Annotated in this window: 31 protein-coding genes; 25 read left to right on the forward strand and 6 right to left on the reverse strand. The window is 29.1% G+C overall.

Annotated elements, in window-relative coordinates; genetic code table 11:
- Window positions 1-89: 89 nt before the first annotated feature.
- From ACTT9X_RS02270 to ACTT9X_RS02315, 10 genes are all read left to right on the forward strand, one after another.
- Window positions 90-1,346, forward strand: a complete 1,257-nt coding sequence (locus tag ACTT9X_RS02270) for an ABC transporter substrate-binding protein (protein WP_440934078.1) — start codon at window positions 90-92, stop codon at window positions 1,344-1,346.
- Between the two features lie 71 nt (window positions 1,347-1,417).
- Window positions 1,418-2,293, forward strand: coding sequence for a carbohydrate ABC transporter permease (locus ACTT9X_RS02275; RefSeq protein ID WP_440908057.1), 876 nt, complete (start codon window positions 1,418-1,420; stop codon window positions 2,291-2,293).
- On the forward strand, window positions 2,283-3,188 hold the full coding sequence (locus ACTT9X_RS02280) for a carbohydrate ABC transporter permease (RefSeq protein ID WP_440934079.1): 906 nt from the start codon (window positions 2,283-2,285) through the stop codon (window positions 3,186-3,188). The genes ACTT9X_RS02275 and ACTT9X_RS02280 overlap by 11 nt, the downstream gene beginning before the upstream one ends.
- 2 nt (window positions 3,189-3,190) lie before the next feature.
- Window positions 3,191-4,285: an ABC transporter ATP-binding protein gene (locus ACTT9X_RS02285; protein WP_440934080.1), complete on the forward strand. Its 1,095-nt coding sequence runs from the start codon at window positions 3,191-3,193 to the stop codon at window positions 4,283-4,285.
- A gap of 1 nt (window position 4,286) precedes the next feature.
- Entirely contained in the window at window positions 4,287-5,048 is a 762-nt protein-coding gene (locus ACTT9X_RS02290) for an SDR family NAD(P)-dependent oxidoreductase (protein WP_440934081.1), read from the forward strand.
- Window positions 5,049-5,053: 5 nt separating this feature from the next.
- Window positions 5,054-6,022 carry an aldose epimerase family protein gene (locus ACTT9X_RS02295; RefSeq protein WP_440934082.1) on the forward strand — a complete coding sequence of 323 codons (969 nt, stop codon included), beginning with the start codon at window positions 5,054-5,056 and terminating at the stop codon, window positions 6,020-6,022.
- A 3-nt stretch (window positions 6,023-6,025) separates the two neighbouring features.
- Window positions 6,026-7,063: a Gfo/Idh/MocA family protein gene (locus tag ACTT9X_RS02300; RefSeq protein WP_440934083.1), complete on the forward strand. Its 1,038-nt coding sequence runs from the start codon at window positions 6,026-6,028 to the stop codon at window positions 7,061-7,063.
- A gap of 61 nt (window positions 7,064-7,124) precedes the next feature.
- Window positions 7,125-7,634, forward strand: a complete 510-nt coding sequence (locus ACTT9X_RS02305) for a pentapeptide repeat-containing protein (protein ID WP_440934084.1) — start codon at window positions 7,125-7,127, stop codon at window positions 7,632-7,634.
- Window positions 7,635-7,637: 3 nt separating this feature from the next.
- Complete coding sequence (locus tag ACTT9X_RS02310) at window positions 7,638-7,931, forward strand: hypothetical protein (protein ID WP_440934085.1); 294 nt, start codon at window positions 7,638-7,640, stop codon at window positions 7,929-7,931.
- Between the two features lie 119 nt (window positions 7,932-8,050).
- Window positions 8,051-9,490, forward strand: a complete 1,440-nt coding sequence (locus ACTT9X_RS02315; protein ID WP_440934086.1) for a sodium:solute symporter family transporter — start codon at window positions 8,051-8,053, stop codon at window positions 9,488-9,490.
- Here the strand turns inward: ACTT9X_RS02315 and ACTT9X_RS02320 are convergent.
- Window positions 9,483-9,863: a thioredoxin family protein gene (locus ACTT9X_RS02320; RefSeq protein ID WP_440934087.1), complete on the reverse strand. Its 381-nt coding sequence runs from the start codon at window positions 9,861-9,863 to the stop codon at window positions 9,483-9,485. The genes ACTT9X_RS02315 and ACTT9X_RS02320 overlap by 8 nt on opposite strands.
- Window positions 9,864-9,921: 58 nt before the next feature.
- Between ACTT9X_RS02320 and ACTT9X_RS02325 the strand changes: the two genes are divergently transcribed.
- The 7 genes from ACTT9X_RS02325 to ACTT9X_RS02355 all read left to right on the forward strand — a co-directional run bounded on the left by ACTT9X_RS02325 (window position 9,922) and on the right by ACTT9X_RS02355 (window position 14,382).
- Window positions 9,922-10,857 carry an ABC transporter ATP-binding protein gene (locus ACTT9X_RS02325; protein ID WP_440934088.1) on the forward strand — a complete coding sequence of 312 codons (936 nt, stop codon included), beginning with the start codon at window positions 9,922-9,924 and terminating at the stop codon, window positions 10,855-10,857.
- Complete coding sequence (locus ACTT9X_RS02330; RefSeq protein WP_440934089.1) at window positions 10,850-11,614, forward strand: ABC transporter permease; 765 nt, start codon at window positions 10,850-10,852, stop codon at window positions 11,612-11,614. The genes ACTT9X_RS02325 and ACTT9X_RS02330 overlap by 8 nt, the downstream gene beginning before the upstream one ends.
- A gap of 173 nt (window positions 11,615-11,787) precedes the next feature.
- Window positions 11,788-12,057: a GNAT family N-acetyltransferase gene (locus tag ACTT9X_RS02335; RefSeq protein ID WP_440934090.1), complete on the forward strand. Its 270-nt coding sequence runs from the start codon at window positions 11,788-11,790 to the stop codon at window positions 12,055-12,057.
- Window positions 12,048-12,794, forward strand: coding sequence for a sulfite exporter TauE/SafE family protein (locus ACTT9X_RS02340; RefSeq protein WP_440934091.1), 747 nt, complete (start codon window positions 12,048-12,050; stop codon window positions 12,792-12,794). The genes ACTT9X_RS02335 and ACTT9X_RS02340 overlap by 10 nt, the downstream gene beginning before the upstream one ends.
- A gap of 51 nt (window positions 12,795-12,845) precedes the next feature.
- Window positions 12,846-13,400, forward strand: coding sequence for a hypothetical protein (locus ACTT9X_RS02345; RefSeq protein WP_440934092.1), 555 nt, complete (start codon window positions 12,846-12,848; stop codon window positions 13,398-13,400).
- A 2-nt stretch (window positions 13,401-13,402) separates the two neighbouring features.
- Window positions 13,403-13,969, forward strand: a complete 567-nt coding sequence (locus tag ACTT9X_RS02350) for an SOUL family heme-binding protein (RefSeq protein ID WP_440934093.1) — start codon at window positions 13,403-13,405, stop codon at window positions 13,967-13,969.
- Entirely contained in the window at window positions 13,966-14,382 is a 417-nt protein-coding gene (locus ACTT9X_RS02355) for a carbonic anhydrase (protein ID WP_440934094.1), read from the forward strand. The genes ACTT9X_RS02350 and ACTT9X_RS02355 overlap by 4 nt, the downstream gene beginning before the upstream one ends.
- On the opposite strand, the gene ACTT9X_RS02360 is transcribed toward ACTT9X_RS02355, so the two are convergent.
- On the reverse strand, window positions 14,383-16,917 hold the full coding sequence (locus ACTT9X_RS02360; RefSeq protein WP_440934095.1) for an ABC transporter permease: 2,535 nt from the start codon (window positions 16,915-16,917) through the stop codon (window positions 14,383-14,385).
- Window positions 16,901-17,566 carry an ABC transporter ATP-binding protein gene (locus tag ACTT9X_RS02365; protein ID WP_440934096.1) on the reverse strand — a complete coding sequence of 222 codons (666 nt, stop codon included), beginning with the start codon at window positions 17,564-17,566 and terminating at the stop codon, window positions 16,901-16,903. The genes ACTT9X_RS02360 and ACTT9X_RS02365 overlap by 17 nt, the downstream gene beginning before the upstream one ends.
- Between ACTT9X_RS02365 and ACTT9X_RS02370 the strand changes: the two genes are divergently transcribed.
- The 7 genes from ACTT9X_RS02370 (at window position 17,565) to ACTT9X_RS02400 (ending at window position 22,894) form a co-directional block, all read left to right on the forward strand.
- Window positions 17,565-18,176 (forward strand): arylesterase, encoded by a 612-nt coding sequence (locus ACTT9X_RS02370; protein ID WP_440934097.1) that lies wholly within the window; start codon window positions 17,565-17,567, stop codon window positions 18,174-18,176. The two genes, ACTT9X_RS02365 and ACTT9X_RS02370, sit on opposite strands and share 2 nt — an antisense overlap.
- Window positions 18,177-18,632, forward strand: a complete 456-nt coding sequence (locus tag ACTT9X_RS02375) for a hypothetical protein (RefSeq protein WP_440934098.1) — start codon at window positions 18,177-18,179, stop codon at window positions 18,630-18,632.
- A 40-nt stretch (window positions 18,633-18,672) separates the two neighbouring features.
- Window positions 18,673-19,221, forward strand: a complete 549-nt coding sequence (locus tag ACTT9X_RS02380; RefSeq protein ID WP_440934099.1) for a tetratricopeptide repeat protein — start codon at window positions 18,673-18,675, stop codon at window positions 19,219-19,221.
- Complete coding sequence (locus ACTT9X_RS02385; protein ID WP_440934100.1) at window positions 19,221-19,841, forward strand: SOS response-associated peptidase; 621 nt, start codon at window positions 19,221-19,223, stop codon at window positions 19,839-19,841. The genes ACTT9X_RS02380 and ACTT9X_RS02385 overlap by 1 nt, the downstream gene beginning before the upstream one ends.
- Before the next feature lie 63 nt (window positions 19,842-19,904).
- A complete protein-coding gene (gene rseP, locus ACTT9X_RS02390) occupies window positions 19,905-21,017 on the forward strand; it encodes an RIP metalloprotease RseP (RefSeq protein WP_440934101.1) in 1,113 nt (370 codons plus the stop codon).
- A 156-nt stretch (window positions 21,018-21,173) separates the two neighbouring features.
- Window positions 21,174-21,449 (forward strand): HU family DNA-binding protein, encoded by a 276-nt coding sequence (locus ACTT9X_RS02395; RefSeq protein WP_023853992.1) that lies wholly within the window; start codon window positions 21,174-21,176, stop codon window positions 21,447-21,449.
- Window positions 21,450-21,592: 143 nt separating this feature from the next.
- A complete protein-coding gene (locus ACTT9X_RS02400; protein WP_440934102.1) occupies window positions 21,593-22,894 on the forward strand; it encodes an ammonium transporter in 1,302 nt (433 codons plus the stop codon).
- 133 nt (window positions 22,895-23,027) lie between these two features.
- On the opposite strand, the gene bcp is transcribed toward ACTT9X_RS02400, so the two are convergent.
- On the reverse strand, window positions 23,028-23,498 hold the full coding sequence (gene bcp / locus ACTT9X_RS02405; protein WP_440934103.1) for a thioredoxin-dependent thiol peroxidase: 471 nt from the start codon (window positions 23,496-23,498) through the stop codon (window positions 23,028-23,030).
- A 46-nt stretch (window positions 23,499-23,544) separates the two neighbouring features.
- On the opposite strand from bcp, the gene ACTT9X_RS02410 reads away from it, so the two are divergent.
- Window positions 23,545-23,928 (forward strand): rhodanese-like domain-containing protein, encoded by a 384-nt coding sequence (locus ACTT9X_RS02410; protein ID WP_440934104.1) that lies wholly within the window; start codon window positions 23,545-23,547, stop codon window positions 23,926-23,928.
- Here ACTT9X_RS02410 and ACTT9X_RS02415 read toward each other — a convergent pair.
- Entirely contained in the window at window positions 23,925-24,503 is a 579-nt protein-coding gene (locus ACTT9X_RS02415; RefSeq protein WP_440934105.1) for a 2-hydroxychromene-2-carboxylate isomerase, read from the reverse strand. The genes ACTT9X_RS02410 and ACTT9X_RS02415 overlap by 4 nt on opposite strands.
- Complete coding sequence (locus tag ACTT9X_RS02420) at window positions 24,496-24,969, reverse strand: ABA4-like family protein (protein ID WP_440934106.1); 474 nt, start codon at window positions 24,967-24,969, stop codon at window positions 24,496-24,498. The genes ACTT9X_RS02415 and ACTT9X_RS02420 overlap by 8 nt, the downstream gene beginning before the upstream one ends.
- Between the last annotated feature and the right edge of the window lie 13 nt (window positions 24,970-24,982).

Genomic DNA, 24,982 nt, shown 5'->3' on the forward strand with positions numbered 1-24,982 from the left:
AGCGTTTTTTTAATTATCAATTGAGAATTATTCTACTTATAGTTCCCTATTTAAAAAATAGTTAACTAAATAAAAGAGGAAGAGAAGATATGAAAAAACTAATAATTGCTTTAATTACATTAGCCTTCACATCTACTTCATCAATTGCAGGACCTAAGATAGAGGTATTGCACTGGTGGACGTCTGGTGGTGAAGCTGCTGCTCTTAAAGTTTTAAAAGATGATTTCGCTGCAAACGGCGGTGAATGGATGGACATGCCTGTAACAGGTGGTGGCGGAGACGCTGCTAACGTTGCCTTAAAAGCGAGAATAGTTGCTGGAGATCCTCCGTCAGCATCTCAAATTAAAGGTCCAACAATTCAAGAGTATGACCAAGAAGGTGTTGTTGCTCCATATAACATTGATGCAATTGCGCAATCTGAAGGTTGGGATAAACTTTTAGATCCAATGATTGCTGCTGTACACAAATGTGAAAATAACAGTGGACCATATTGTGCTGCACCAGTTAACATTCATAGAATCGACTGGATGTGGGCTAACAAAGCTGTATTTGATGCTAATGGTATTTCAGTTCCAACAACTTGGGACGAAGTAAATGCTGCTGCAGAAAAATTAAAAGCTGCAGGAATAATTCCATTCGCTCATGGCGGTCAAGCTTGGCAAGATGCTACAGTATTTGAAGCAGTTGCTATGGGTATTGGTGGAAATAACTATTACAAAAACTGTTACGTTGATCTTAAAGAAAGTTGTTTAAGAAGTGAGACTACAGTTAAAGTTTTTGATCAAATGAGAAAACTTCAGAGCTATACTGATGAAGGTAGTCCAGGAAGAGACTGGAACGTTGCTACTGGTATGGTGATTGAAGGAAAAGCTGGTTTCCAAATTATGGGTGATTGGGCAAAAGGTGAATTTACAGCTGCTGGAAAAGTTCCAGGTGTTGATTACTATTGTGCTCCTACTCCTTCAAATAATGGATACTTATACAATGTAGATAGTTTCATATTCTACAAAACTAGCGATCCAGAAAAACAAGAAGGTCAAAAACTATTAGCAAAACTAATGATGGGTAAAAATTTCCAAAAAGTCTTTAACCTATACAAAGGTTCAATCCCAGCTAGACTAGATGTTCCAATGGATGAGTTTGATAAATGTGCAAAAACTTCTAACTCTGATATTAAAACAGCAGGAGCTAGTGGTGGATTAGTTCCAAGTTTTGCTCATGGTATGGCCCAAGGAAATACTATGAAAGCTGCACTTCAAGATATAATCACAGAACACTTTAATTCTGATATGTCTTCAGTAGATGCTGCTAATGCATTGGCTGACTCAGTTTTAGCAAATATGTAGTTCATAAAAATTAAAAAGGCCACTTTTGATTAAGTGGCCTTTTTTTTAAATCAAAATAGAAAATATTTATAATGTTCAAGTGGTTAGAAAAAAATTTACCTAAAATTGTTATGGCTCCAGCAGTGGGTTTAATTGGCTGGTTTGTTTATGGATTTGTACTATGGACTTTATATATATCTTTTACGAATTCTAAAATTTTACCAAAGTATGAACTATGGGGTTTTGGACAGTATGAGAAACTTTGGGCATCAAGAAAATGGCTTATTGCAGTAGATAACCTACTTATATTTACAGCTTTGTTTTTAATTTTCTGCGTAGTGATTGGGATTATTCTTGCAATATTTTTGGATCAAAAAATTAGAGCGGAAGGTTTATTAAGAACAATTTATTTATACCCAATGGCTCTGTCATTTATTGTAACAGGAACTGCGTGGAAGTGGATATTAAATCCAACTTTAGGAATACAAAAAATGTTCAGAGACTGGGGTTTTGAAAACTTTACTTTTGATTGGCTGGTAGATAGGGAAATGGCAATTTATACCATTGTAATTGCAGGTGTTTGGCAATCCGCAGGGTTTGTAATGGCGCTATTTTTAGCAGGATTACGATCAGTTGAAGACGAAATTGTAAAGGCAGCAAAGATAGATGGTGCAAGTCTATTTACAGTTTATTGGAAAATATTATTACCGATGATGAGACCAGTATTTTTTACAAGTTTTGTAATTTTAGTTCATATTTCTATTAAAAGCTATGATCTGATCGTAGCATTGACTCAAGGTGGACCAGGTATTTCTACGACTATGCCAGCCTTATACATGACCCAAACTGCATTTCACAAAAGTCAGGTTGGTTTATCCGCTGCGAGTGCAATGATGATGTTTATGGCTGTAGCAGCTGTGATTATTCCATATTTATACTCAGAGTTAAGGAGAGAAAATGCAAGATAATTTAAAATCAGCCTCTTACCAGCAGCTAGAGCAAAAATCAAAATATACAAATCTGTTTTTGAGATGGTTTTTATATTTCATATTAATAGTTTTTGCTTCTTATTTTATTTTTCCACTTTACGTGATGGTAGTCACCTCTTTAAAGACAATGGAAGAAATACGTCAAGGAACACTTTTAAGTTGGCCAAGTGGATTAAATTTAGAGTCTTGGGCTGTTGCGTGGGGCGGTCGAGGTTATGGAGCCGGTGACACTTTTTTAAGACCATATTTTTGGAATTCAATCAAGATGGTTATTCCAGCGGTATTTTTTTCAACATTCATTGGAGCGATGACAGGATATGTTTTAACTAAATGGAGATTCAAAGGAGATCAGTGGGTTTTTCTTTTTCTATTATTTGGATGTTTCATACCTTTTCAAGCAATATTACTACCAATGGCAAGAACACTTGGAGTATTAGGAATTTCAAATTCAGTAGTTGGATTAGTTTTAGTTCACACGGTTTATGGAATACCTTTTACCACACTATTTTTTAGAAATTATTATATTTCGGTACCTACAGAATTAGTTAAAGCTGCAAGAATAGATGGAGCAGGATTTTTTAAAATATTTTTCAAAATTTTACTTCCAATATCAGCACCAATTATTGTTGTAACTGTAATTTGGCAGTTCACACAAATATGGAATGATTTTTTATTTGGATCAACCTTCTCATTTGGAGAAGCAGCACCTATACAAGTAGCATTAAATAATATGGTTTTATCAAGTACAAGTGTGAAAGAATATAATGTAGATATGGCTTCAGCTATTATAGCCGGCATTCCAACACTTATAGTTTATGTATTAGCAGGTAAATATTTTATTAGAGGATTAACTTCAGGAGCAGTGAAAGGATAAAAATGAAAACGTTAAAAATTGAAGAACTATCGAAAAACTTTGGATCGACTGAGGTTTTAAAAAAAATTAATTTAGAAATAGATGAAGGAAATTTCCTAGTTCTTTTAGGACCATCTGGTTGTGGAAAATCAACTTTATTAAATATTATTGCAGGATTAGAAACGATTAATGAGGGCGATGTTTTTATTGATGATTATAATGTTAGCAAAGTAGAGCCAAAAGACCGTAATATTGCTATGGTTTTTCAATCTTACGCTCTATATCCATCAATGAATGTTAAAGAGAATATGATTTTTGGCCTTAAACAGGCAAAAACATCAAAAGAAAAAATAGAAGAACAGTTAGAAAAAGTCTCAAAATTTCTACAGGTGGATCAATTGTTAGAGAGAAAACCTTCTCAATTATCTGGAGGACAACGACAACGTGTTGCTATTGGAAGAGCTCTCGTAAGGGAACCAAGAATATTTTTGTTTGACGAACCTTTATCTAATTTGGATGCAAAGCTACGGGTTGAAATGAGGAGAGAAATAAAAAAACTTCATCAACAGCTAAAAACAACAGTTGTTTATGTGACACATGATCAAACAGAGGCAATGAGTTTAGGTACTAATATTGCGATTATGAATCACGGAGTAATTCAACAAAATGATACTCCTGAAAAAATTTATAATAAACCAAGCAATACTTTTGTTGCAGATTTTATTGGATCACCATCAATGAATCTTATTAAGGGAAAACTAAAAGAAAATTCAGGTGACTTATTTTTTACAGTCAGTGATTCAAATTTAGAAATTCCAATAAAAGATTATGATTTTAAAGATAAATCAAATTTAAATAATAAAGAGGTTTTATTTGGTATTAGACCCGAACATATTTTCTTTAAAAAATTTAATGAAAGCGATTTTGAAGTTAATTTAAGAGCAGATCTAAGTGAATACATAGGTCATGAGCAAATAATGACTTTTGATTATGCAAATCAAGAAGTGTTAGCTAAATTTCCATCTACAATTAAAATAGATTTTGGTAAAGATACAAAATTATACTTTGATTTAACTCAAACATCTTTATTTGACGCTCAAACAGAGGAGAGAATTTAGTATGAAAGTAAAATATTCAGATTTAAAAAATAAAAGAATATTTATAACAGGAGGAGGTTCAGGAATTGGAGCATCAATTGTTGAACATTTTTGTGAGCAAGGAAGCGAGGTTCATTTTGTTGATATTAATTTAAAAGCAACAAAGAAATTATTAAACAAAATAAAAAAAAATAAATTTAGATTACCAACTTTTATAGAGTGTAATTTATTAGATATTGATAAATTAGAAAAAATAATAAAAAAAATTATTTCTACCAAAGGACCAATACATGCTTTAATCAACAATGCAGCTAACGATGATAGGCATACCACAGATCAGGTTGATGAAAAATATTGGCAAAATAGAATGGATGTAAATTTAAAACACTATTTCTTTGCTGCTAAGGCAGTTATAAAAGGAATGAAAAAAATTAAAGCAGGATCTATTGTAAATTTGAGTTCAGTCTCATGGATGTTAGGAGAGGGGGATAAAGTAGTTTATGAAACTGCTAAATCTGCTGTTGTAGGTTTAACAAGATCATTTGCTCAAGAATATGGAAAATACAATATTAGAACAAATTCAGTTGTCCCTGGTTCAATTGCAACTGAAAGACAAATTAAGCACTGGTTAACACCAAAATACAAAAAGCTTATCTTGGACAGTCAAGCTTTAAAAAGACAGTTAAAACCAAACGACGTAGCTCAGCTAGTAATGTTTTTAGCATCAGATCAATCTTCCGGATGTACAAAACAAAGCTTTATTGTTGATGGTGGTATAACTTGATCTAAGTGAAAGTTGAAAGCTCTACAATTCAAAATAAATTTTTAAGAGTTCAAACTCTTAATTATGGTGCCAGTCTTTTTGAAGTTTATCACAAGAAAAAGAAAATAAATTTAATCCTAAATTTAGGATCTAAAGAAAACTATCGATACAAACACCCAAGTGTTGGATCCACCTGTGGAAGATATGCAGGTAGAATTTCATATTCGAAATTTAAGATAAATAATAAAAAATTTTTTTTAAATGCAAATGAGGGAAAAAATATAATTCATGGTGGTAAAGTCGGTTTCTCAATTCTTCCATGGAAAAAAATAAATCAAACAAAAGATAAAATAGTATATCAAATCCATTCAATAGATAACGATCAAGGCTTTCCAGGAAATCTAGTTGTTAATTGTATTTATCAATTAAGAAATAAATTTCTGATAATAAAATATGAATACAAATCTAATAAAAGTACCCATGTTAATTTAACAAATCATAGTTATTGGAATTTAGAAAAAAATAAAAAAAATATGATTTATAATCATCAATTAAAATTAAACTCATCTAAATATCTTCAAATAAATAAAAATTTAATCCCAACTGGTAAATTCAAAAATGTAAAAAAATCTATTTATGATTTTTCTAATTTTGAAAACATCGGTAAAAAATTGGATTACTTTAAAAATAAAAGGCTTAATACAAAATTTAAAGGTTTTGACACAACTTTTGTTGTAAAGAAAAACATTAGAAATTTAGTTGGAAATTTAAAAAATAATAATACCAATATCCAAGTTGATTTTTTTTCAAATTTACCCGGTGTTCAACTTTATTCAGCACAAAATCTGAACTACAAAAAAAAATTATTTCCTTATCAAGGCATTTGTTTAGAAACACAATATTTTCCTGATGCACCTAATAAAAAAAATTTTCCTAGCACTTTAATAAAGCCTAATAAAAGATATACATGCTTTACAAAAATCAAAATAAATTAATTTATGAGTAAAAAAATTAATATTTCAATCGTTGGAACTGGTTTAATGGGTTTACAACACATAAAAGCTATTCAAAAATCTAAGAAAGCAAATCTTCATTCAATAGTAGATATTAGTAATAATTCTAAAAACTTATCAAAAAAATATAAAATTCCATTGTATTCAAATGTATCAGAGCTTTTAAACCTAAAAAAACTCGATGCTGTAATAGTTGCTACCCCCAATCAATTGCATGAAAAACATACTGTAAGTTTTTTAAAAAAAAAAATACCTGTCTTATTAGAGAAACCTATTTCAGACAACATTCATTCTGCAAAAAAAATTATAAGTAGCGCTTATAAGAATAAAACCCCATTACTGATTGGATATCATCGTAGACACAATTCAATAGTCTCTAAAGTAAAAGAACTAATTAACAAAGGTAAATTAGGGAAAATTGTTTCAGCAAACGTTTTGTGTTGGTTGTATAAACATAAAGAATATTACAAAGAAAAATGGAGAGTTAGTAAAGGTGGGGGGCCTTTAGGTATCAATTTAGTTCATGACATTGATATGATTTGCTATTTATTGGGTTCAATTAAATATGTCCAAGCATTTACAACGAATAAAACGAGAAAATTTCAAGTAGAAGATACAGCTACAATAAGCTTGATATTTAATTCAGGAGCACTATGTACACTAAATTTGTCAGATACAATTGTTGCACCGTGGAGTTATGAATTAACCGCTGGAGAAAACCCTGTATACCCAATTACAAACCAATCTGCATATATGATTGGAGGTACAAAAGGTTCTTTACAGTTTCCTAATCTTAAATATTGGTTCTATAAAAAAGAACGAAGCTGGTGGAACAAGATTTTTGTTAATGAAGATAAAAACAAAAAGGATGACAATACATTAGTAAATCAAATTGACCATTTTGCTGATGTAGTGACCAAAAAAACTAAACCAAAAGTGAATGGTAATGATGGTTTAATTTCTCTCAAAATTTTTGCAGCAATAACCAAAAGTGCAAAAACTGGTAAAAAAATAAGAATATAAAATTTTTATTAAAATTAAAATCATTCATTGTTTTGACATATTTTATTTGTTAACTTTTTAAATGAAAAAAATTATCTTACTTGCTTTATTTAGTTTGTTATTTTTCACAAATTCAAATGCTGCATGTGATGATCCTTTAACAGAAGGTGTAGATTATTCTAATTGTAGATTTTCAGACTCTCAAGATTTACAAGGAAGTTATCTTCCAAACTCAAATCTTTCATTTGCAAGTTTTATTCAAGTAAATTTTGATAAAAGTATTATGATGACAACAAATCTATCATTTGGTACGTTTCCAGAATCTACATTTGTAAGAGCTAACCTTTATGAGTCTGTTTCGATTGGTGCAAATTTTGAAAAAACTAATTTTTCTGGAGCCAATTTAACTAGAGTAGATTTTATGGGTGCAACATTAATTGAAGCTAATTTTCAAAACTCTAATTTGATGGAAGCCAACTTTACATCTTCAAATATTACCAACGCTAATTTCGATGGAGCAAATTTAACCGGAGCCACATGGACTAATGGTCAAACTTGTGGTCCAGAGTCTATAGGTACCTGTAAACAATAAAGAATGAATACTTCAGTTAATACTGATGATGTTATCTTTAATTTTTTCAAACAAATTTGTGATGAAAAAGATGATCAAAAATGTGTTGAGCTTGGAAAAGAATGGATAAAAGCAATGGAATCAAACTTATCTAGTATGGAGTCAAATTTAAATGGTGCTGATTATATTAAGCATAAAGATGATATACAAAGTAACAGAAATCATCTTGAGAGCTTGAAGAACAAAACATCAACTGAGTGGAGAGAGTATGCTACACAATGTATGATCGAAATAATGAACCATAAAAACCAGAAATAACAATATTTTAAAAATACTTTCCATAATAAAAAAAATAGACTAAAAATACTTAAAAGGGGTGTCTTAACAGACTGAGATCATACCCAAAGAACCTGTCCGGTAATTCAGAAAGGGAAAAAATGGAAAAAACATATTTTTTAACTCAATCAACGTCATTAATATTAGTTATCTCAATTAGTTTAATATTTGCTTTCTTGGGAATTTTTCATTCTAAAAAATTTAAGGGAATTAACAATTATTTAAATGCAAATAGAAACATTGGTTTATTTTCACTTACCACAAGTCTTGTAGCATCAGCTTTAGGAGCTTGGATTTTATTTGGTCCCGTCGCGGCTGCAACTTGGGGCGGAGTAGGTGCTGTTATTGGTTATGCATTAGGTACAGCTTTTCCAATGATTTTCTTAATTTATTTTGGAAAAAAAATTAGAAATGAGTTTCCAAAAGGATCTTCTTTGGTCGAGTTTATGAGAAAGAAATTTGGCAAAAGTCTATTTAAGTTAATTTTGTTAATGACAATCTTTTATATGTTTATTTTTCTTTGTGCAGAAGTAACGGCAGTTGCTGTATTAATTAACTATATATCTGGAACAGAATTGTGGATTACAGCATTAATAGTCTTGGTAGCTACCTTAAGTTACACTCTTTATGGGGGATTAAGAGCGTCAATATTTACTGATAATATTCAAATGATTGTAATTGGTGTTTTATTATTTATTTTAATTTCAATTATTAGCTCATCTTCAGGAGATAATTTTTCTTTTTCATTTATTAATGAGAAAAACTCTCAACTAATAAGTTTAAATTATATTCCAGGATATACTTCTGGGTTAACTTTCTTTATAGCAGTTGCAGCAACTAATTTATTTCATCAGGGAAATTGGCAAAGAGTATATGCAGCGAAAGATTATCAAACACTAAAAAGTGGTTTGATAATTTCTTTCTTTATTATTGTTCCAATAGTTTTTTTAATGGGTTTTATTGGAATGGTTTCATTTTCAATTGATTCATCTGGTAGACCTGATTTAGGATTTTTTAGTTTATTATTAAAAGAACAAACAGAAATTTTATCCTTTTTGATTGTAATCCTTGGTCTTGCATTAACAATTTCTACTGTTGATACTTTGGTTAATGCTATTTCCAGTTTGTTTGTAGTTGATGGCAAAGCAACTTTTAACTTATATAAAAAAATTGATTACTTAAAAATATCTAAATATTTTATTTTAATTTTGTCTGTCATTGCTTTTGGAGTTGCTTCAAGAGGATTTGATATTTTATATTTATTCCTTCTTGCAGATTTATTTTGTTGTGCCTTTGTAGTGACTGTTTTTTACAGTTTCTATAATAAAGTGGATGAAAAAACTGCTTATGTTTCAATTATAGTTGGTCTAGTTGCTGGATTTTTAATGTTTCCATTTCCAGACTTTTCTAAAAGTTTATTAGTGGGAGTATTTTTGTCTAAAAACTTGTTTTCACCTCTTTTAACTCAATCTTTATTATTTTTATCTTTTTTAATTGCAACATTTTTGCCTGCAATAATTTTAAAAATTAAATTTAGATAGAGGATTTTAAAGCATCATAAATAAGTTCTTTGGTAGTCTCACCGATACTTCTGTAAACTTCTTTATTATCTTTGAAAATTAAAAGTGTTGTTTGATATTGAACCTTAAAAAATTGAGCAATTTCTTTATTTGTTACATCAAAAGCAAAGTATTCTATATTTTCAAAATCTTTTTTTGCTTTTTTTAACACTTCCATTTGACCTGCGCATGATGAGCAATATTTAATCCAAGAACTTACCACAACAACTTTTCCTTCCGATAGAGCTTTATCAAATAATTTTTTATCATAAGTCGTTTCTTTGCTAGTTGCTTTGGAAGTTAATGCCAATACAAAACAAATAAATATTAGAAATTTTTTCATAGATGATTTCATTTAGCGGAAATTTTAATTTATTGTAATACATTAAATTGTCTCTATATATGATTATCAAATGTCTAGTGATCAAATAACCATAAATAACTTATCAAAAGTCTATGACAATGGATTTGAAGCATTAAAAAACATAAATCTTAATATTAAAAAGGGTGAAATTTTTGCGATGCTTGGACCAAATGGCGCAGGAAAGACTACTCTTATAAGTATTATCTGTGGAATAGTAAGACCATCTTCAGGAAAAGTTACCGTAGACGAATTTGATATTATTGATGATTATAGAGAAACAAGATCAAAAATTGGTTTAGTTCCACAAGAGCTTACTCTGGAACAATTTGAAACCGTATTTAATAACGTTTCCTACTCCAGAGGTTTGTATGGAAAGAAACCTGACTCAAAACATATTGAAAAAGTTTTAAAAGATTTGAGTTTATGGGATAAAAAAGATTTAAGACTTAGACAGTTGTCTGGAGGCATGAAAAGAAGAGTTTTGATTGCAAAAGCATTATCTCATGAACCAACTATTTTGTTCTTAGATGAACCAACTGCAGGGGTAGATGTTGAGCTAAGACAAGATATGTGGAAAGTTGTTGAAAGTTTAAGAAAAACTGGTGTTACAATAATCTTAACCACACACTACATAGAAGAAGCAGAGGCTATTGCGGATAGAGTGGGAGTAATCAATCAAGGAGAAATCATAGTTGTTGATGAAACAAAAGAATTATTGAAGAAAATGGGTCATAAAAAACTTACAGTAGACTTACAAGAAGAGGTCAAAGAGATACCAAGCAGTTTAGAAAAATATAATCTTGAAATTGGAAAAGATAAAATATCCATTGATTATACTTACAATGTTCAAGCAAAACAAACTGGTATTACAAATTTACTTCAAGATTTAAAAGATGCAGGATTTAAATTAAAAGATTTAAAAACCGAACAAAGCACTTTAGAAAAAATTTTTGTAAGTTTAGTAAAGGAAAATAAAAATGTTTAATTATTATGCTTTTAAAGCAATTTATCTTCATGAGATGGATAGATTTAGACGAACATTGATGCAATCTTTATTATCACCAGTATTATCTACTTCTTTATATTTTATTGTTTTTGGTTCAGTAATCGGAGGCTATGTTGAAAATATTGATGGCATTAGTTATGGATCATATATTGTACCTGGTTTGTTGATGCTTACATTATTAACTCAATCAATAAGCAATACATCTTTTGGTATTTTTTTTCCTAAATTTAATGGAACAATTTATGAAATTTTAGCAGCACCAATATCAACATTAGAAATAGTTCTTGCATTTGTTGGCGCAGGAGCAACTAAAACTTTAATTGTAGGTTGTATGATATTTGTTACTTCAACTTTTTTTGTTGAAGTTGAAGTAAAATTCCCAATATTAATGATTTTTCTTTTAGTATTAGTTTCATTTACTTTTGCATTGTTCGGTTTTTTAATTGGATTGATGAGTTCTAATTTTGAACAGATGTCAATTATACCTACTCTTGTTATAACTCCCATGGTTTTTTTAGGTGGAAGCTTATATTCTTTAGATATGCTTCCTGAGTTTTGGCAAATAGTTACATATTTTAATCCAGTAGTATATTTGATTAATGGACTAAGATTTTCATTTTATGGAGTATCAGATTTTAATATATGGATAAGTGTTGGTTTAATGTTAAGTTTTTTGATTATTTGTATAGTGATAGTAACAAGTCTTCTTAAAAAAGGTTATAATATTAAAGCATAAATAATGATTAAATATATTATTCCAGCAATTATTATTTTTTTGATTGTTTTGTTCTGGGAGAAAATTACAGAATTTGTAGAAAAAAAATTCAATATTAAGCTTAATTATGTTGTCGTAAGCTCCATAATTGCTGCAATTGCGGTAATCCTGTTGCTCCTGAATTACTAGGATTTATGAACAGTCTTGATGTTTCAAATTTTGAAATAAAGGAAACAGATGGAGTTTTTACCTTTAAAAATGAAAATACAACAATAGGCTTTGTTAGATTTAATGATAAAGGCGAGGTAGAGTATATTTTTGTTAATCCAATTTTTAGAAAACAAGGTTTGGCAACTAAATTATTAGAATTAGTAAAACAAAAAACCAAAAAAGAAATTATTCTTCAAGAACCAATTAGTCCTTTAGGGTCAAAATTATTAAAATCGTTAAATAGATGGAAATAAACCTCTTATTTTTCTTAACTGTTGTTCCTGCTATTATTTTATATGGAATTGCAAAATCAGGTCTTGGTGGCTCAATGACTTTAATTTCTGTTCCATTAATGACGATAGTGATGCCATTAAATCAAGCTTTAGGAATTATTTTACCAATATTAATATTTTCAGATTTTATCGCTGTTTATAAATATAGAAAAGAATTTGACTTAGGAACTTTAAAATTAATGGTTCCATTTGCAGCTATTGGGATATTTATTGGATCATTAACTTTTTCATATTTTTCAGAAGAATTACTAAAATTCATTATTGGAGTTATGGGCTTCTTGTTTGCAGGACATTACTTTTTTTTTAAAAAAAATAAGGAAAAAAAATCAGAAAAAAGCTTTTTTAAAGGTGGTACATGTTCAGCCGTGGCAGGGTTTACAAGTTTTTGTGTACATGCAGGAGGAACTCCAACTAGCCTTTATTTACTTCCACTTAGAATGAAAAAAGAAATTTATGTAGGTACAAGAATATTCTTTTTTACTTTCGTAAATTTAATTAAACTTCCATTGTACGTTAGTTTATCAATGACAAACTTTGAGTCTTTTAAACAGTCGGCAACATTGTTTCCAGTTGCATTATTGGGAATATTAATTGGATATCAATTACTTAAAATTATTGAAGAAAAATTATTTTATAATATTTTATATGCTTTAATTTTTGTTACTAGTGCAAAGCTTTTGTATGATTATCTGGTATGATTTAATAACGCATTAAAAATTTAAAATAAATGATAGATAATTATTATTAAAATGAAAAAAAAATTTAATCCGAGAATTAAAGCAAGATTAAGAAAAAATAGACAAGTTTTAACTAAAAATATTGATAATTTTTTTGGGTGGGTTAAAGGTGCAAAACTTGTTGAGCTTAAAGAATGTAATCCCGAAGAGGATCCAGTTAGACCAGAATTGGATAATATGTTTAGAACAGGATATGGAAGAAAAATATTTGGTGTTGAATATCAAGGAGAAATTCATGCGGTAATGTGTTTTGCTTACACAAATGAAATTCCAAAAAGTGTTGAAGAGTTAGAGAAGTTAAGCACAGATGCATTTCTACAAACTGCTATGAGGGATCAATCAGGTGGTCAAATAGCTGTTGCTTATACTGTCTGGTCCAAAAAAAAGGGTGGGGGAAAATTAATTGTAAAAGAAGTGTTTAAAAATATAAAAAAATCCAATCATTTAAATAGATTGGTAACCCTTTCACCACTAACAGAAATGGCAACTAATTTTCATGAAAGAAATGGAGCTAAATTAATTCAAATCAATGAAACTACACAAAATTTTGAATACAAAGTTATGTAACAATGAGAATTATTAAACTTTATTTAATAGTATTTTGTACTTTATTTATTTTACCATATTCTACGGTTATGGCTTATGAAGAAGCAAATTATGAAGTTGTCTCAAAAAATGAGGTATATGAGATTAGGAAATATTCTGATCGTTTAGCGGTAGAAACAATGACATTTGGAATAGATAGTAACTTTAGAAAATTATTTAATTACATTTCAGGTAGAAATGATACCCAGGAGAAAATTAAAATGACAACTCCAGTTACCCAAGTTGAGAAAAATGGAAATATGAGTATGCAATTTTATTTACCTTCAAAATTTAACTCAGAAAATGTACCAAATCCGAGCAGGAAAGATGTTAAAATAGTTAATATTGAAGGGGGATACTACGCGGTGTTGAAGTATTCTGGGCGAGCATCAAATGGAAATTTTCTTAAATATAAAGAAATTTTAGAAAAAGAGTTACAAAAAAATAGTATATTTATTATAAGCCCACCTATTAGAGCAACATATGACAGTCCATTTACCTTACCAATGAATAGAAGAAATGAGGCCATGTTTAAAGTGAAATTAAATTGAAGAAATACAAATTTAAAGCAATGGTATTGTCTTGTATGGATCCAAGATTTCAACATTTAGTTCATAATCACTTAAAGAAAAAAAAATTGACAGGAAAATATAGTGCATTCACAATTGCAGGTGCGGCAGTTGGAGTTACACATAATAAATTTAAGCAATGGCATAAAACTTTTTATGATAATTTAGGAACCTCTATTCAATTACACAAAATAGAAAAATTAATTGTTATTAATCATAAAGATTGTGGTGCAGCTAAAATTGCTAATGGAAAAAAAGAATTTAGTCCGGCCAATGAAAAAAAAATTCATAAAGATTCGTTTTCTAAAATTAAAAAACAAATAAAAAAAAGATTTCCAAAACTTAAATTAGAATTAAATCTGATTTCTTTAGATAGTAAAATTACTAAATTCTAATTATTGATTTCTTATTAGAGGATAAACTTTAGGATTTAGATATTTTAAGTTTGTTAACAATATTAAAATTAAAGTAACAAATCCAATAGAAAATCCTAAATAAATTAAAACTTTAAAGTCAAACATCCATTCTAGCTCAAAAATATTTTTCATTATAAATTTTGAACCAATTATTGCAAAGAATATTGCAATCAAAATTACAGATTTAAAAATAATAATGAATTCAATTAACGATGAAAAAACAATTTGTTTTTTTGAAAAACCTAAAATTTTAAATACTAAATTTTGATATTCTTTAACTTTTCCTTGAACCATGATTGCACTTGAAATTACAATTAAACCAATAACAATGGTAACCGCTGAAATTAAAGTAACTGCAATAAATACTTTATTTAAAACAGCTGTAACTTTAGATAAATAATCTGCAATTTTTATCATTGATAAACTTGGCATGATTTCAAGCATTTCAGTTTCATCAAATTTATTTGAATTAAATTTTGCAGTAGCCAAATATTCGTGTGGAATATTTTTTGCAAATTGAGGATTAAATAACATTACAAAGTTGATGCTCAAATCTCGATAATCTACTTCTCTAAAATTAATGACCTCTCCTTCAATTTCTCGTCCATAAACATTTAAAGTGAAAATATCACCTAACTGAATATTAAAATCTTTAGCCACTTTTGCATCTAAAGATATTTGAAGTTGATTTGGGTTTGATAAATCCCACCATTTACCTTCTAAAATTGGATTATCATCAGGTATATTTTCCACCCATGAAGATCTTCTTTCACTACCAATTACCCAGTAACTATCATTATCTGGTTTAATATAAGTGTTAGGATCCAAACCATTAATTTTCACAATTCCAGATGATACCATTGGTACGATTTCAATAGATGCATTTGGATCCATATTTAAAATACCTTGTTCAAATTTATCTCTTTCTCCATTTTGAATACCAACAAAGAAATAATCAGGTGCAATATCAGGAATAGATTTAGCAATTTCTCTTTGAAAATTTGTACCAACTAAGGCTAAGGTCAGTAACAAAGTAACCCCTAAGCCAAGTGACATAACGGTAATGGGAGTTATACTTTTTGTTTGGGTAATATTTTTAATTGAAACTTTTAAAGAGATTATTGGACTCGATTTGAATTTTTTTAGAAAAAAAATGATTAATTTTGAAAGTAAGAAAAATACAATTAAACAAACAAAAAAAGCAGCAAAGTAACCTAAGCTATAAGAAGGTTGCTCAGATCCAACTGTGAATAATAAAATTAAGATAGATAATAAAATAAAGCTTAAAAAAACTGATTTCTTAGAATAATAAAATTGAAGATTTTGAAATACGTTTCTAAATAAATTAGAAGCTTTAACTTGGTCAATAGAACTGATTGTTGGGATAGAAAAAATTACAAGCACCAATAATCCTACTAAAAATATTTTAAAAAAATTAAGAATTGAAAATACTGGATAAACATTTAATCCCAATCCATCAGATAAATATTTATCTACTATTGGTACAATTAAAAAACTCGATCCATAAGCAATAACAGTTATAATAAATAAAAGTATAAATAACTGAAGGTAATATAGTGTTTTAATATTGCCTGAATAAAAACCAACTGCTTTACGTACAGCTATCGACATATTGTTTTGATTAATAAATGAAAGTAAAGTATTTGCTATTCCAATACCTGCTATCAACATAGCACTGATAGATACAAGAGATAAAAATTGTGAAAAATTATTAATAATTCTTTTTATTCCACTTGCAGAATTTTCAGGATATCTAAGTTTTACTTTTTGGTCGTCTTTAAAGATTTTTTCAATTCTTTGTTCAATTTCTTCTGGAGTATCATTTTCATTAAACTTTACTTTGTATTCATAATTTAAAAAGCTTCCAATTCCGTTTAGTTTTAAAATTTCTAGAGTTTGTTTTCCTGCTAAAGCCCAATCGCCAAATGCAACAAATCCACTTACATCTGGTACTGATTTAATAATTCCAATTACTGTAAAATTTTGTTCTTGAACTTTTACTATTTCATTAATTTTAATATTTAGAGTCTTTGATAAACTTTCATTGATCAGGATAGTATTAGGTTCTTTTTGCATTCTTTCATAAGCATCAATTGGCTCATAAATAACATTTCCATATAATGGATATTTTTCATCCACAGTTTTAATTCTAGTAAATAATGATTTATTTTTTTCTCTGCCAGTAGTTGACAGCATAGTACTGAACTCAATCATTTGAGAAACAGTTGCAAACTCTTTTACTTGGTTAATTAAATCTAAATTTCCCTGATTACGATTATAATCAATCTCTAAATCTCCACCTAAAAGTGCTCTTGCATTATCATTTAGTTCTTTTTTAAGACTATCTTCAATTGTGAAAATAGCACTTAAGATAAACAGACTTATAAATAGCGTAACAATAATACTTGAAATTTTATGATAATTTCTGCCTAAGTCTTTTAAAGCATATTTAAAAATCAAACTAAATTCTGAAGGATTATTTAATTTTTCCATCTTTAATTTTTATCTTTCTTTTAGCTTTCTCAGCAAGCTTGGGATCATGAGTTACCATGATTAAAGAAGAATTTTCTTCTTTAACATACTTAAATAAAATATTTGCGATCATAATAGAATTTTCAGTATCTAAGTTTCCTGTTGGTTCATCAGCTAAGATTAGTTCTGGTTTCATCGCAATTGCTCTAGCGATTGCAACCCTTTGTTGTTCACCGCCTGATAATTGACTTGGTAGATTGTTAAAACGATGTTTCAAACCAAAACGGTCTAATAAAATTTTTGCTTCTTTTTCTGGATTTTTAAAATTATTAAGCTCAAGTGTAAGCGCAACATTTTCGACCGCTGTGTAATTAGGAATTAAATAAAATGACTGAAATATTATTCCAATATTTTTCTTCCTTATCTCAGATACTTCGTCCTCACCCAGACCTGTTATTTCTTGATCATTAAAAATTATTTTACCAGAGGTTGGTTTTTCTAAGCCTCCAATTAACATTATTAAACTTGTTTTTCCTGAGCCACTTTCTCCAACAACAGAAACTGTTTCTTTTTTCTTTATATTTAAATTAATATTTTTTAAAACACTGATACTATCTTTACCAGTTTGGTATTTGAGATTTATTTTTTTTAATTTAAGAAGATTACTCATGAATAAAACTATATTTATTAAAATTATGATAATCTTTCTAGTGCACATAAATGCAAGTGCAATAGAAAAGATAGTCTTATTTGGTGATAGTTTGATGGCCGGATATGGATTACCTAAAGAACATCATTTATCAATAGTTTTAGAAAATAATCTCAAGCAAGCTGGTTTAAACATTAAAGTCATTAATGGAAGTGTTTCTGGAAGCACTTCTTCAGGTGGATTAAATAGAGCTGATTGGAGCTTATCCGAACCAGGAATAGATTTAATTATTTTAGGATTAGGAGCCAATGATATGCTCAGAGGAATTCAACCAGGTGAAACTGAAACAAATTTAAAACAAATAATAAATATTGCCCAGAATAAAAAAATAAAAATTATTTTAGCTGGAATGGTAGCACCAAATACTCATGGAGAAACATATAAAAAAGAATTTGATGCTATTTATCCAAAGTTATCAAAAAAGTACAATATACCATTAATCCCGTTTCTTCTTGAAGGTGTGGCACTTAATCCAAGTTTGAATCAACAAGACGGCATACATCCCAACAAAGAAGGAACAATAAAAGTAAGTGAAACAATAAAAAAAAGTATTATTAATATAATAAATTAAATGAAAATCTTTCTATCAATATTTAGCTTATTGTGTTGCTTTAGTTTTGCTCAAGCTCAAAATACAAATATTACACTAAATTCTAATTTGAACTTAAATTGTAAATTTGAAAAAGTAATTTTAAAAAATCCAGAACATAACTTTGAATCTTTCACAAAAGATCAAATTAAAAGAAAAGATATTAATAAGTTAATAATTGAGTCTAAAACACCAGATGTTCTAAATGTTAAAAATTTATCGGAATTTTTTAATAAAATTGATTTAGAAGTAAAAATTTCGAATAAGGATATATTCTTAATTCAAGCTTTCGATAAAGAGAGAAATTACTCTGAGTCTGCAGTCTATACTAGAAAAACAGGCGAACTTATTCACGAAATCACAACCAATATAAAACAAGAGGAAAAAGAAAAAGACATTTCTTTTTATAGTTGTAAAAATAACAACAAAGACACTTAAGACCAAAGACTCTAATTCTAATATTTGATAGAATCTCAATATGAAGAAGTTATTGTTAGTAATTTTGGTTTATTTATTTTCACAGGTTAGCTCTTTAGCAAACGAAAGGGATAATAGACTGAACCAATTGTTTAATGAGTTAAAAGCAAATAAATCGAAAGTAGCTTTTATAATTGAACAAGAAATTTGGGCTTTATGGAGTACCCATCCAACAGATGAAAGACTTACTGCAAGATTAGAAGAGGGCTCTCAATTTGTAAGAGAACAAAACTATATGAAAGCTAAAGATATTTTTACTGAAGTTATTAATCTTGATCAAAATTGGGCTGAAGCTTGGAATAAAAGAGCAACTGTACTTTATATGTTAGGAGAATTTCAAAAATCTCAAGATGATATAGATCAAGTATTAGCCTTAGAACAAAGACACTTTGGAGCTTTAGCAGGGCAAGGTTTAGTAAATATTCAACTTAAAAATTATGAAAAAGCAATTAGAAGTTACAAACAAGCGCAAGAAATTTATCCTGCTATGAGATCACCAAAAATTATGATTAAGCAAATAGAGGAATTAATGAAACAGCAAACAATATAATGTGTGGAAGATACGTAGTAAAAAACCCTGTAACAAAAACAAATAAATTAATTAAATCTGCAATTCAAGTTGAAGATACTGAAAACTATAATGCACATCCATATCAAAAACTGCCTGTAATTAAAAAATATAAAAATGGAAATACTTTAGAAAATTTACAATGGGGTTTAATTCCAGCATGGGCTAAAGATAAAGATTTTAAAGCATTGATTAATGCAAGATTAGAGACTATTGATGAAAAAGTTTCTTTTAAAAAATTGATTAAAAATAATCGATGTGTTGCAGTTGCTGATGGTTTTTTTGAATGGAAAAGAGAAGAAAAAGAAAAAATTCCACATTATTTTATTCGTAAAGATTCCAATCCTATTTATTTAGCAGGTATTTTTGAAGATAATCAATTTTGTCTAATTACTGAGGATGCAAAAGATAACATAAAAGAAATTCATCATCGTCAGCCAGTAATTCTTAACCAAACAGATATTAATAGTTATTTAAATATAGAACTTCAGGGATCAACTTTTTTGAAGGAACGTAAAATACCTGATCTTATTTTTCATGAAGTTTCAAAAGATGTTAATAAACCAACTAACAATAGTGCTTCATTGGTCCAACCAATTTAAAATGGCGTCAATTTAGTTGTTTATTGAAGGTTGTTAATAATAAATAAAATTATAAGATAAAGTATGTTAAGTTATTTAGTACCTTTTTTAATTTTAATTCTTGTTGTTGTTTTTATTCATGAATATGGACATTACTATTTTGCGAGAAAATATGGAGTAGGTGTTACAGATTTTTCAATTGGTTTCGGTAAAGAATTATTTGGATGGAATGATAAATCAGGCACAAGATGGAAAATATGTGCAATTCCTTTAGGTGGATATGTTAAATTTTTTGGGGACAGAAATGTTTATTCTCAAGCTGATCATCAAGAAATTTTGGAAAAGTACAATGAGGAAGAGAGAGAAAAATTATTTATTTTAAAACCATTATATCAAAGAGTTTTAATTGTATTTGGTGGTCCTTTAGCTAATTTTTTGTTAGCCTTAGTGATATTTTTTTCAATTTACACTTTTATAGGTAAAGATTTTACTCCCGCAGTCATAAATGAAGTTCAAAAAGATAGTCCTGCAATGATAGGAGGACTAAAAGCTGAAGATATAATTTTAGAAATAGATGGAAATGAAGTTAAAAGTATTATGGAAGTTTCTAAATTTATTACCATGTCTACTAGTGATTTTATTGATTTTAAAGTTAAGCGATCTTACGAAGAATTAATCTTAAAAATTAAGCCAAACATTGTTGAAGGTGATGATGGATTGGGAAATAAAATTAATAAAAGAATGGTTGGTATTAAGCTTGGTGCCTATAATAATAAAGTTAACCATGTTAAATTAGGACCTGCTCAGGCTTTATACCATGCAGGTTATGAGGTTTATTTTGTGAGCGTTTCCTCACTAAAATACATTGGAGGAATGATTTTAGGTAAAGCTGACACCTCTCAATTGGGAGGCCCAATAAGAATTGCTAAAATTTCTGGACAAGTGGCAACGTTTGGGGTGTTGGCTTTCATTAGTATGATGGCTTATATTTCAATTAGCTTAGGGCTTATTAATCTATTTCCAATACCAATGTTAGATGGAGGACATTTAATGTTTTATGCATTTGAGAAAGTTTTAGGCAGGCCTCTGTCTCAAAAAACTCAAGAAGGTTTTTTTCGAATCGGATTGTTTTTGTTGCTATCATTGATGTTTTTCACCACATTTAATGATCTTAAAGACCTAGGGTTATTTAGATAATTAATAAATTTTAAAGCTTCAAAAAGTTAATAAAATCAAGGTTTATTTAAGCTTTTACAAGATATTGTGTGTATTTAAAAAATTAACACTAAAAAAAAGCTTGATTTATCAACGTTTATGATAAGTATAAATATAACCAACAAAACCGGAGCTAAAATGAACAAAAAACAACTAATTGCTAAGCTTTCTGGCTCATTAAATTTGAGCAAGGCAGATGCTGAGCGAACTTTTGATACAATTACCAACACTATTTTAGATGCTCTAAAAGGTGATGATTCTGTTAAAATTGCAGGATTTGGTACTTACAAAGTTGCTAAAAGAAAAGCAAGAGTTGGAAGAAACCCTAGAACAGGTGAGCAAATTCAAATCGCTGCTTCTCAAAAGGTAAAATTCTTACCAGCTAAAGCTTTAAAAGAAGTATTCAACAGATAATATTTATTTAACAGCCCTAACGTTTTAGAAACACGTTCAGGGCTGTTACTATATGCAAAAAATGCATAGCCACTTTTCCTAATCAGCGTTACTTTTAAATTATATTAAAACTATAAGACATCTCTTTAACAAGTGGAGGTCTTATGACTAAATTTATAAAAAAAATGTCCGCACCAATTCTTAGTTTAATATTTTTATTAAACATGAGCAGCGCGGGTATGGCAGAAACTACAGTTTCTGCTGAAGTTCAAGCTATATTCAACTCACTATTATTTTTAATGTGTGGTTTCATGGTCATGTTCATGGCAGCAGGTTTTGCGATGCTAGAATCTGGAATGGTAACTTCTAAAAGTGTTTCTGTGATTTGTGCAAAGAACATCGGTCTTTACTCAATTGCTGGGATTATGTTTTGGTTATTTGGATATAACTTAGCGTACGGGATACCAGAGGGTGGATATATAGGAACATTCACACCATGGTCAGATGCAAGTTCAGTTGATACTGGATATGCTGATGGTTCTGACTGGTATTTTCAAATGGTTTTTTGTGCAACAACAGTTTCAATTTGTTCAGGAGCAATGGCTGAAAGAGTAAAACTTTGGCCTTTCTTTCTTTTTGCAGCTATCTTATCAGGAATTATTTATCCAATCGTTATGGGTTGGCAATGGGGTGGAGGCTGGTTAGCAGAACTAGGCTTCTCAGATTTTGCTGGTTCTACATTAGTACACTCAACAGGTGGTGCAGCTGCTTTAGCAGGTATCATGTTGTTAGGTGCTAGATATGGCAGATTTGGAAGCAAAGGTGAAGCAAAAGCTATTAGACCTTTTGCTGCTTCTTCAATTCCACTGGTAACAGTTGGTGTATTCATCTTATGGTTAGGTTGGTTCGGTTTCAATGGTGGATCTCAACTAGCTATCGGAACATTTGATGATGCAGTTGCTGTGTCAAGTATTTTTATAAACACTAATCTTGCTGCTGCTGGTGGTGTAATGGCCGCTGCAATTATTACAAGATTAATGTTTGGTAAAACTGACGTTATTCAAATGTTAAACGGAGCAATTGGTGGTCTTGTGGCTGTAACAGCTGAACCATTAGCACCATCGCCTTTAGCAGCAATTTTCATAGGAGCTGTGGGTGGTTTAATCGTTGTGTTTGGAACAAAATTACTTTTTAGTTTCAAACTTGATGATGTTGTAGGTGCAATTCCAGCTCACATGTTTGCTGGAATATGGGGAACACTGGCAGTGCCATTAACAAACTCAGATGCATCGTTTAGTGCACAATTAATTGGTGTGCTTTCAATTAACATTTTTGTATTTGTGGTGTCATATATCGTGTTCTCAGCTATGAAAGCTACTTTTGGAATAAGACTAAGTAAAGAGGCTGAAGCCAAAGGTACCGACGTAACTGAAACAGGAGTAATAGCATACGCAATACGAGACTAATTGCATGCAATATAGAGGCTCTTCGATCTCCATGTCGTTATCTCATTGAAGAGCCTCTAATAAAAAGAATTAACTATAATCTCTCTCTCTAGTTAGTTAACCAAAGGCCCCTTAGAAATAAGGGGCTTTTTTTTTATTTTTTTACAATGCTTTGAAGAGTTTTAAATACTTCCTTAGCATGATCCTTAACTTTAACATTATTCCAAACCTTAAGTATTTTACCTTTTTTATCGATTAAATAAGTCGACCTAATTATTCCCATAAACTCGCGGCCCATAAATTTTTTCTTACCCCAAACTTTATACTTTTTAAGAACTTTAATATCCTCGTCAGCAAGTAAATCAAACTTAATTTTGTATTTATCTCTAAATTTATCATGACTTTTTAAACTATCTTTTGATAGCCCATAGACTTCACAGTTTAATTTTTTAAATTTAGATAAGAGCTTATTAAAATCATTAGTTTCCATAGTACATCCAGGAGTATCGTCTTTTGGATAAAAATACAAAACAACATATTTTCCGATCGAATCTTTTAATGAGTATTTATTATTTGTAGTTGATGTAACTGTAAAGGAAGGAGCTTTGGAATTAATTTTTAGCATAATTTGATAGCAATATAATATTTTTCAGGTAATTTAAAATAAAATTATGAATGTAAAAACAATTCAAAATTTAGTTTCTGAAGCTATGAATGAAATTAAAACGATTGATGCTGAAGAAGCTTATCAAATGGTCCAAAATAAAAATTGTAATCTTATTGATATAAGAGAAAGTAATGAGTTAGAGAACACAGGTAGGGTTGAGGGAGCAAGTCATATTCCCAGAGGAATGCTTGAGGTATATTTAGATCCTAATAGCCCAATATTTGAAAATGGAAAAATAGACCAAAATAAAGAATTTGTTTTATTTTGTGCAGGAGGTGTAAGATCGGCTCTAGCTGTAAAATCATTAAAAGATATGGGATATCAAAAAGTATCACATATTGATGGTGGGTTTGGGTCTATAGCTAGTAGTAAATTTAAAATAATTTAATTATTAGCAAATTCTTCTAAAGCATATTCAAGTCTATCTTGTCCCCAGAAAATTTTATTATTAACTATAAAAGTTGGGGTTCCAAAAACTTCTTTTTGAAAAGCATCAGTAGTTAATTTAATCAATTTATCTTTAATTGATTGTTGTTTTATAAATTGAAAAAATTCTTCAATATCTATATCTAGATTTCTTATTAATTTAGAAATATTCTCAACACTTGATAAGTCACGATCATCTTTCCAGTAAGCATCAAAAAAACAATTTAAGTAATCAATTTTTTTATTCTCTTCAACATAAAGATATCCTCTCATAATATTTAAAGAATTTATTGGAAAATTAGAATTCCATTTGAATTCAATATTATTTTTTTCAGATACTAAATTGCAATCATTAATATTATTTCTCAATTTATATTTATTAAACGCAGGAGAATCTATACCAGCAAGCTTATGAAGACCACCTAAGTAAATTGGTTTATAATTAAATACTATATTTTTATGTTTAAGAATTTTTTTATGTGCAATATATGCATAAGGGCTAATTATATCGAAATAAAAATCTATATGATTATTCATATAAATTTATTCTTTTGGCGTAAAAAATTCTAATTATCCAATATAAAAATAAACCTATTGGACCAATTAAATATGTCACAATTAAAGGAACAGCTATTAAAACTTTATTAATAGTAAACTTTTGAGAGTCTTTAACAATCCAGCCACCAATAAATAAGTTAATTGCTATAAAATGAGTCCAAAATATCATTATGTACAAATGATCCTCAAACAATCTAGAAAGCTCACTTAGACCTAAGTAAAGAGTGAAATTTCCATCAAAATCATAACCAATTAAATAAGATTGATATAAAATGAAGATATACACACCGCTTAAAATGAAAAAAGGAAAAATTGATGTTACGAAAATTCTACTTAAATGTGATTGAGGAAATACTATCAAGATAAACCAAAAAGGTAGAACTCCAAGGTTGATCCACATGTAAAGTGTCTCAATGGAGAAATAAGTATAAATTTGTTCAATCATATAGATATATTAT

Origin of the sequence: Candidatus Pelagibacter sp. (assembly GCF_052049855.1) — a bacterium.
Taxonomy (GTDB): domain Bacteria; phylum Pseudomonadota; class Alphaproteobacteria; order Pelagibacterales; family Pelagibacteraceae; genus Pelagibacter.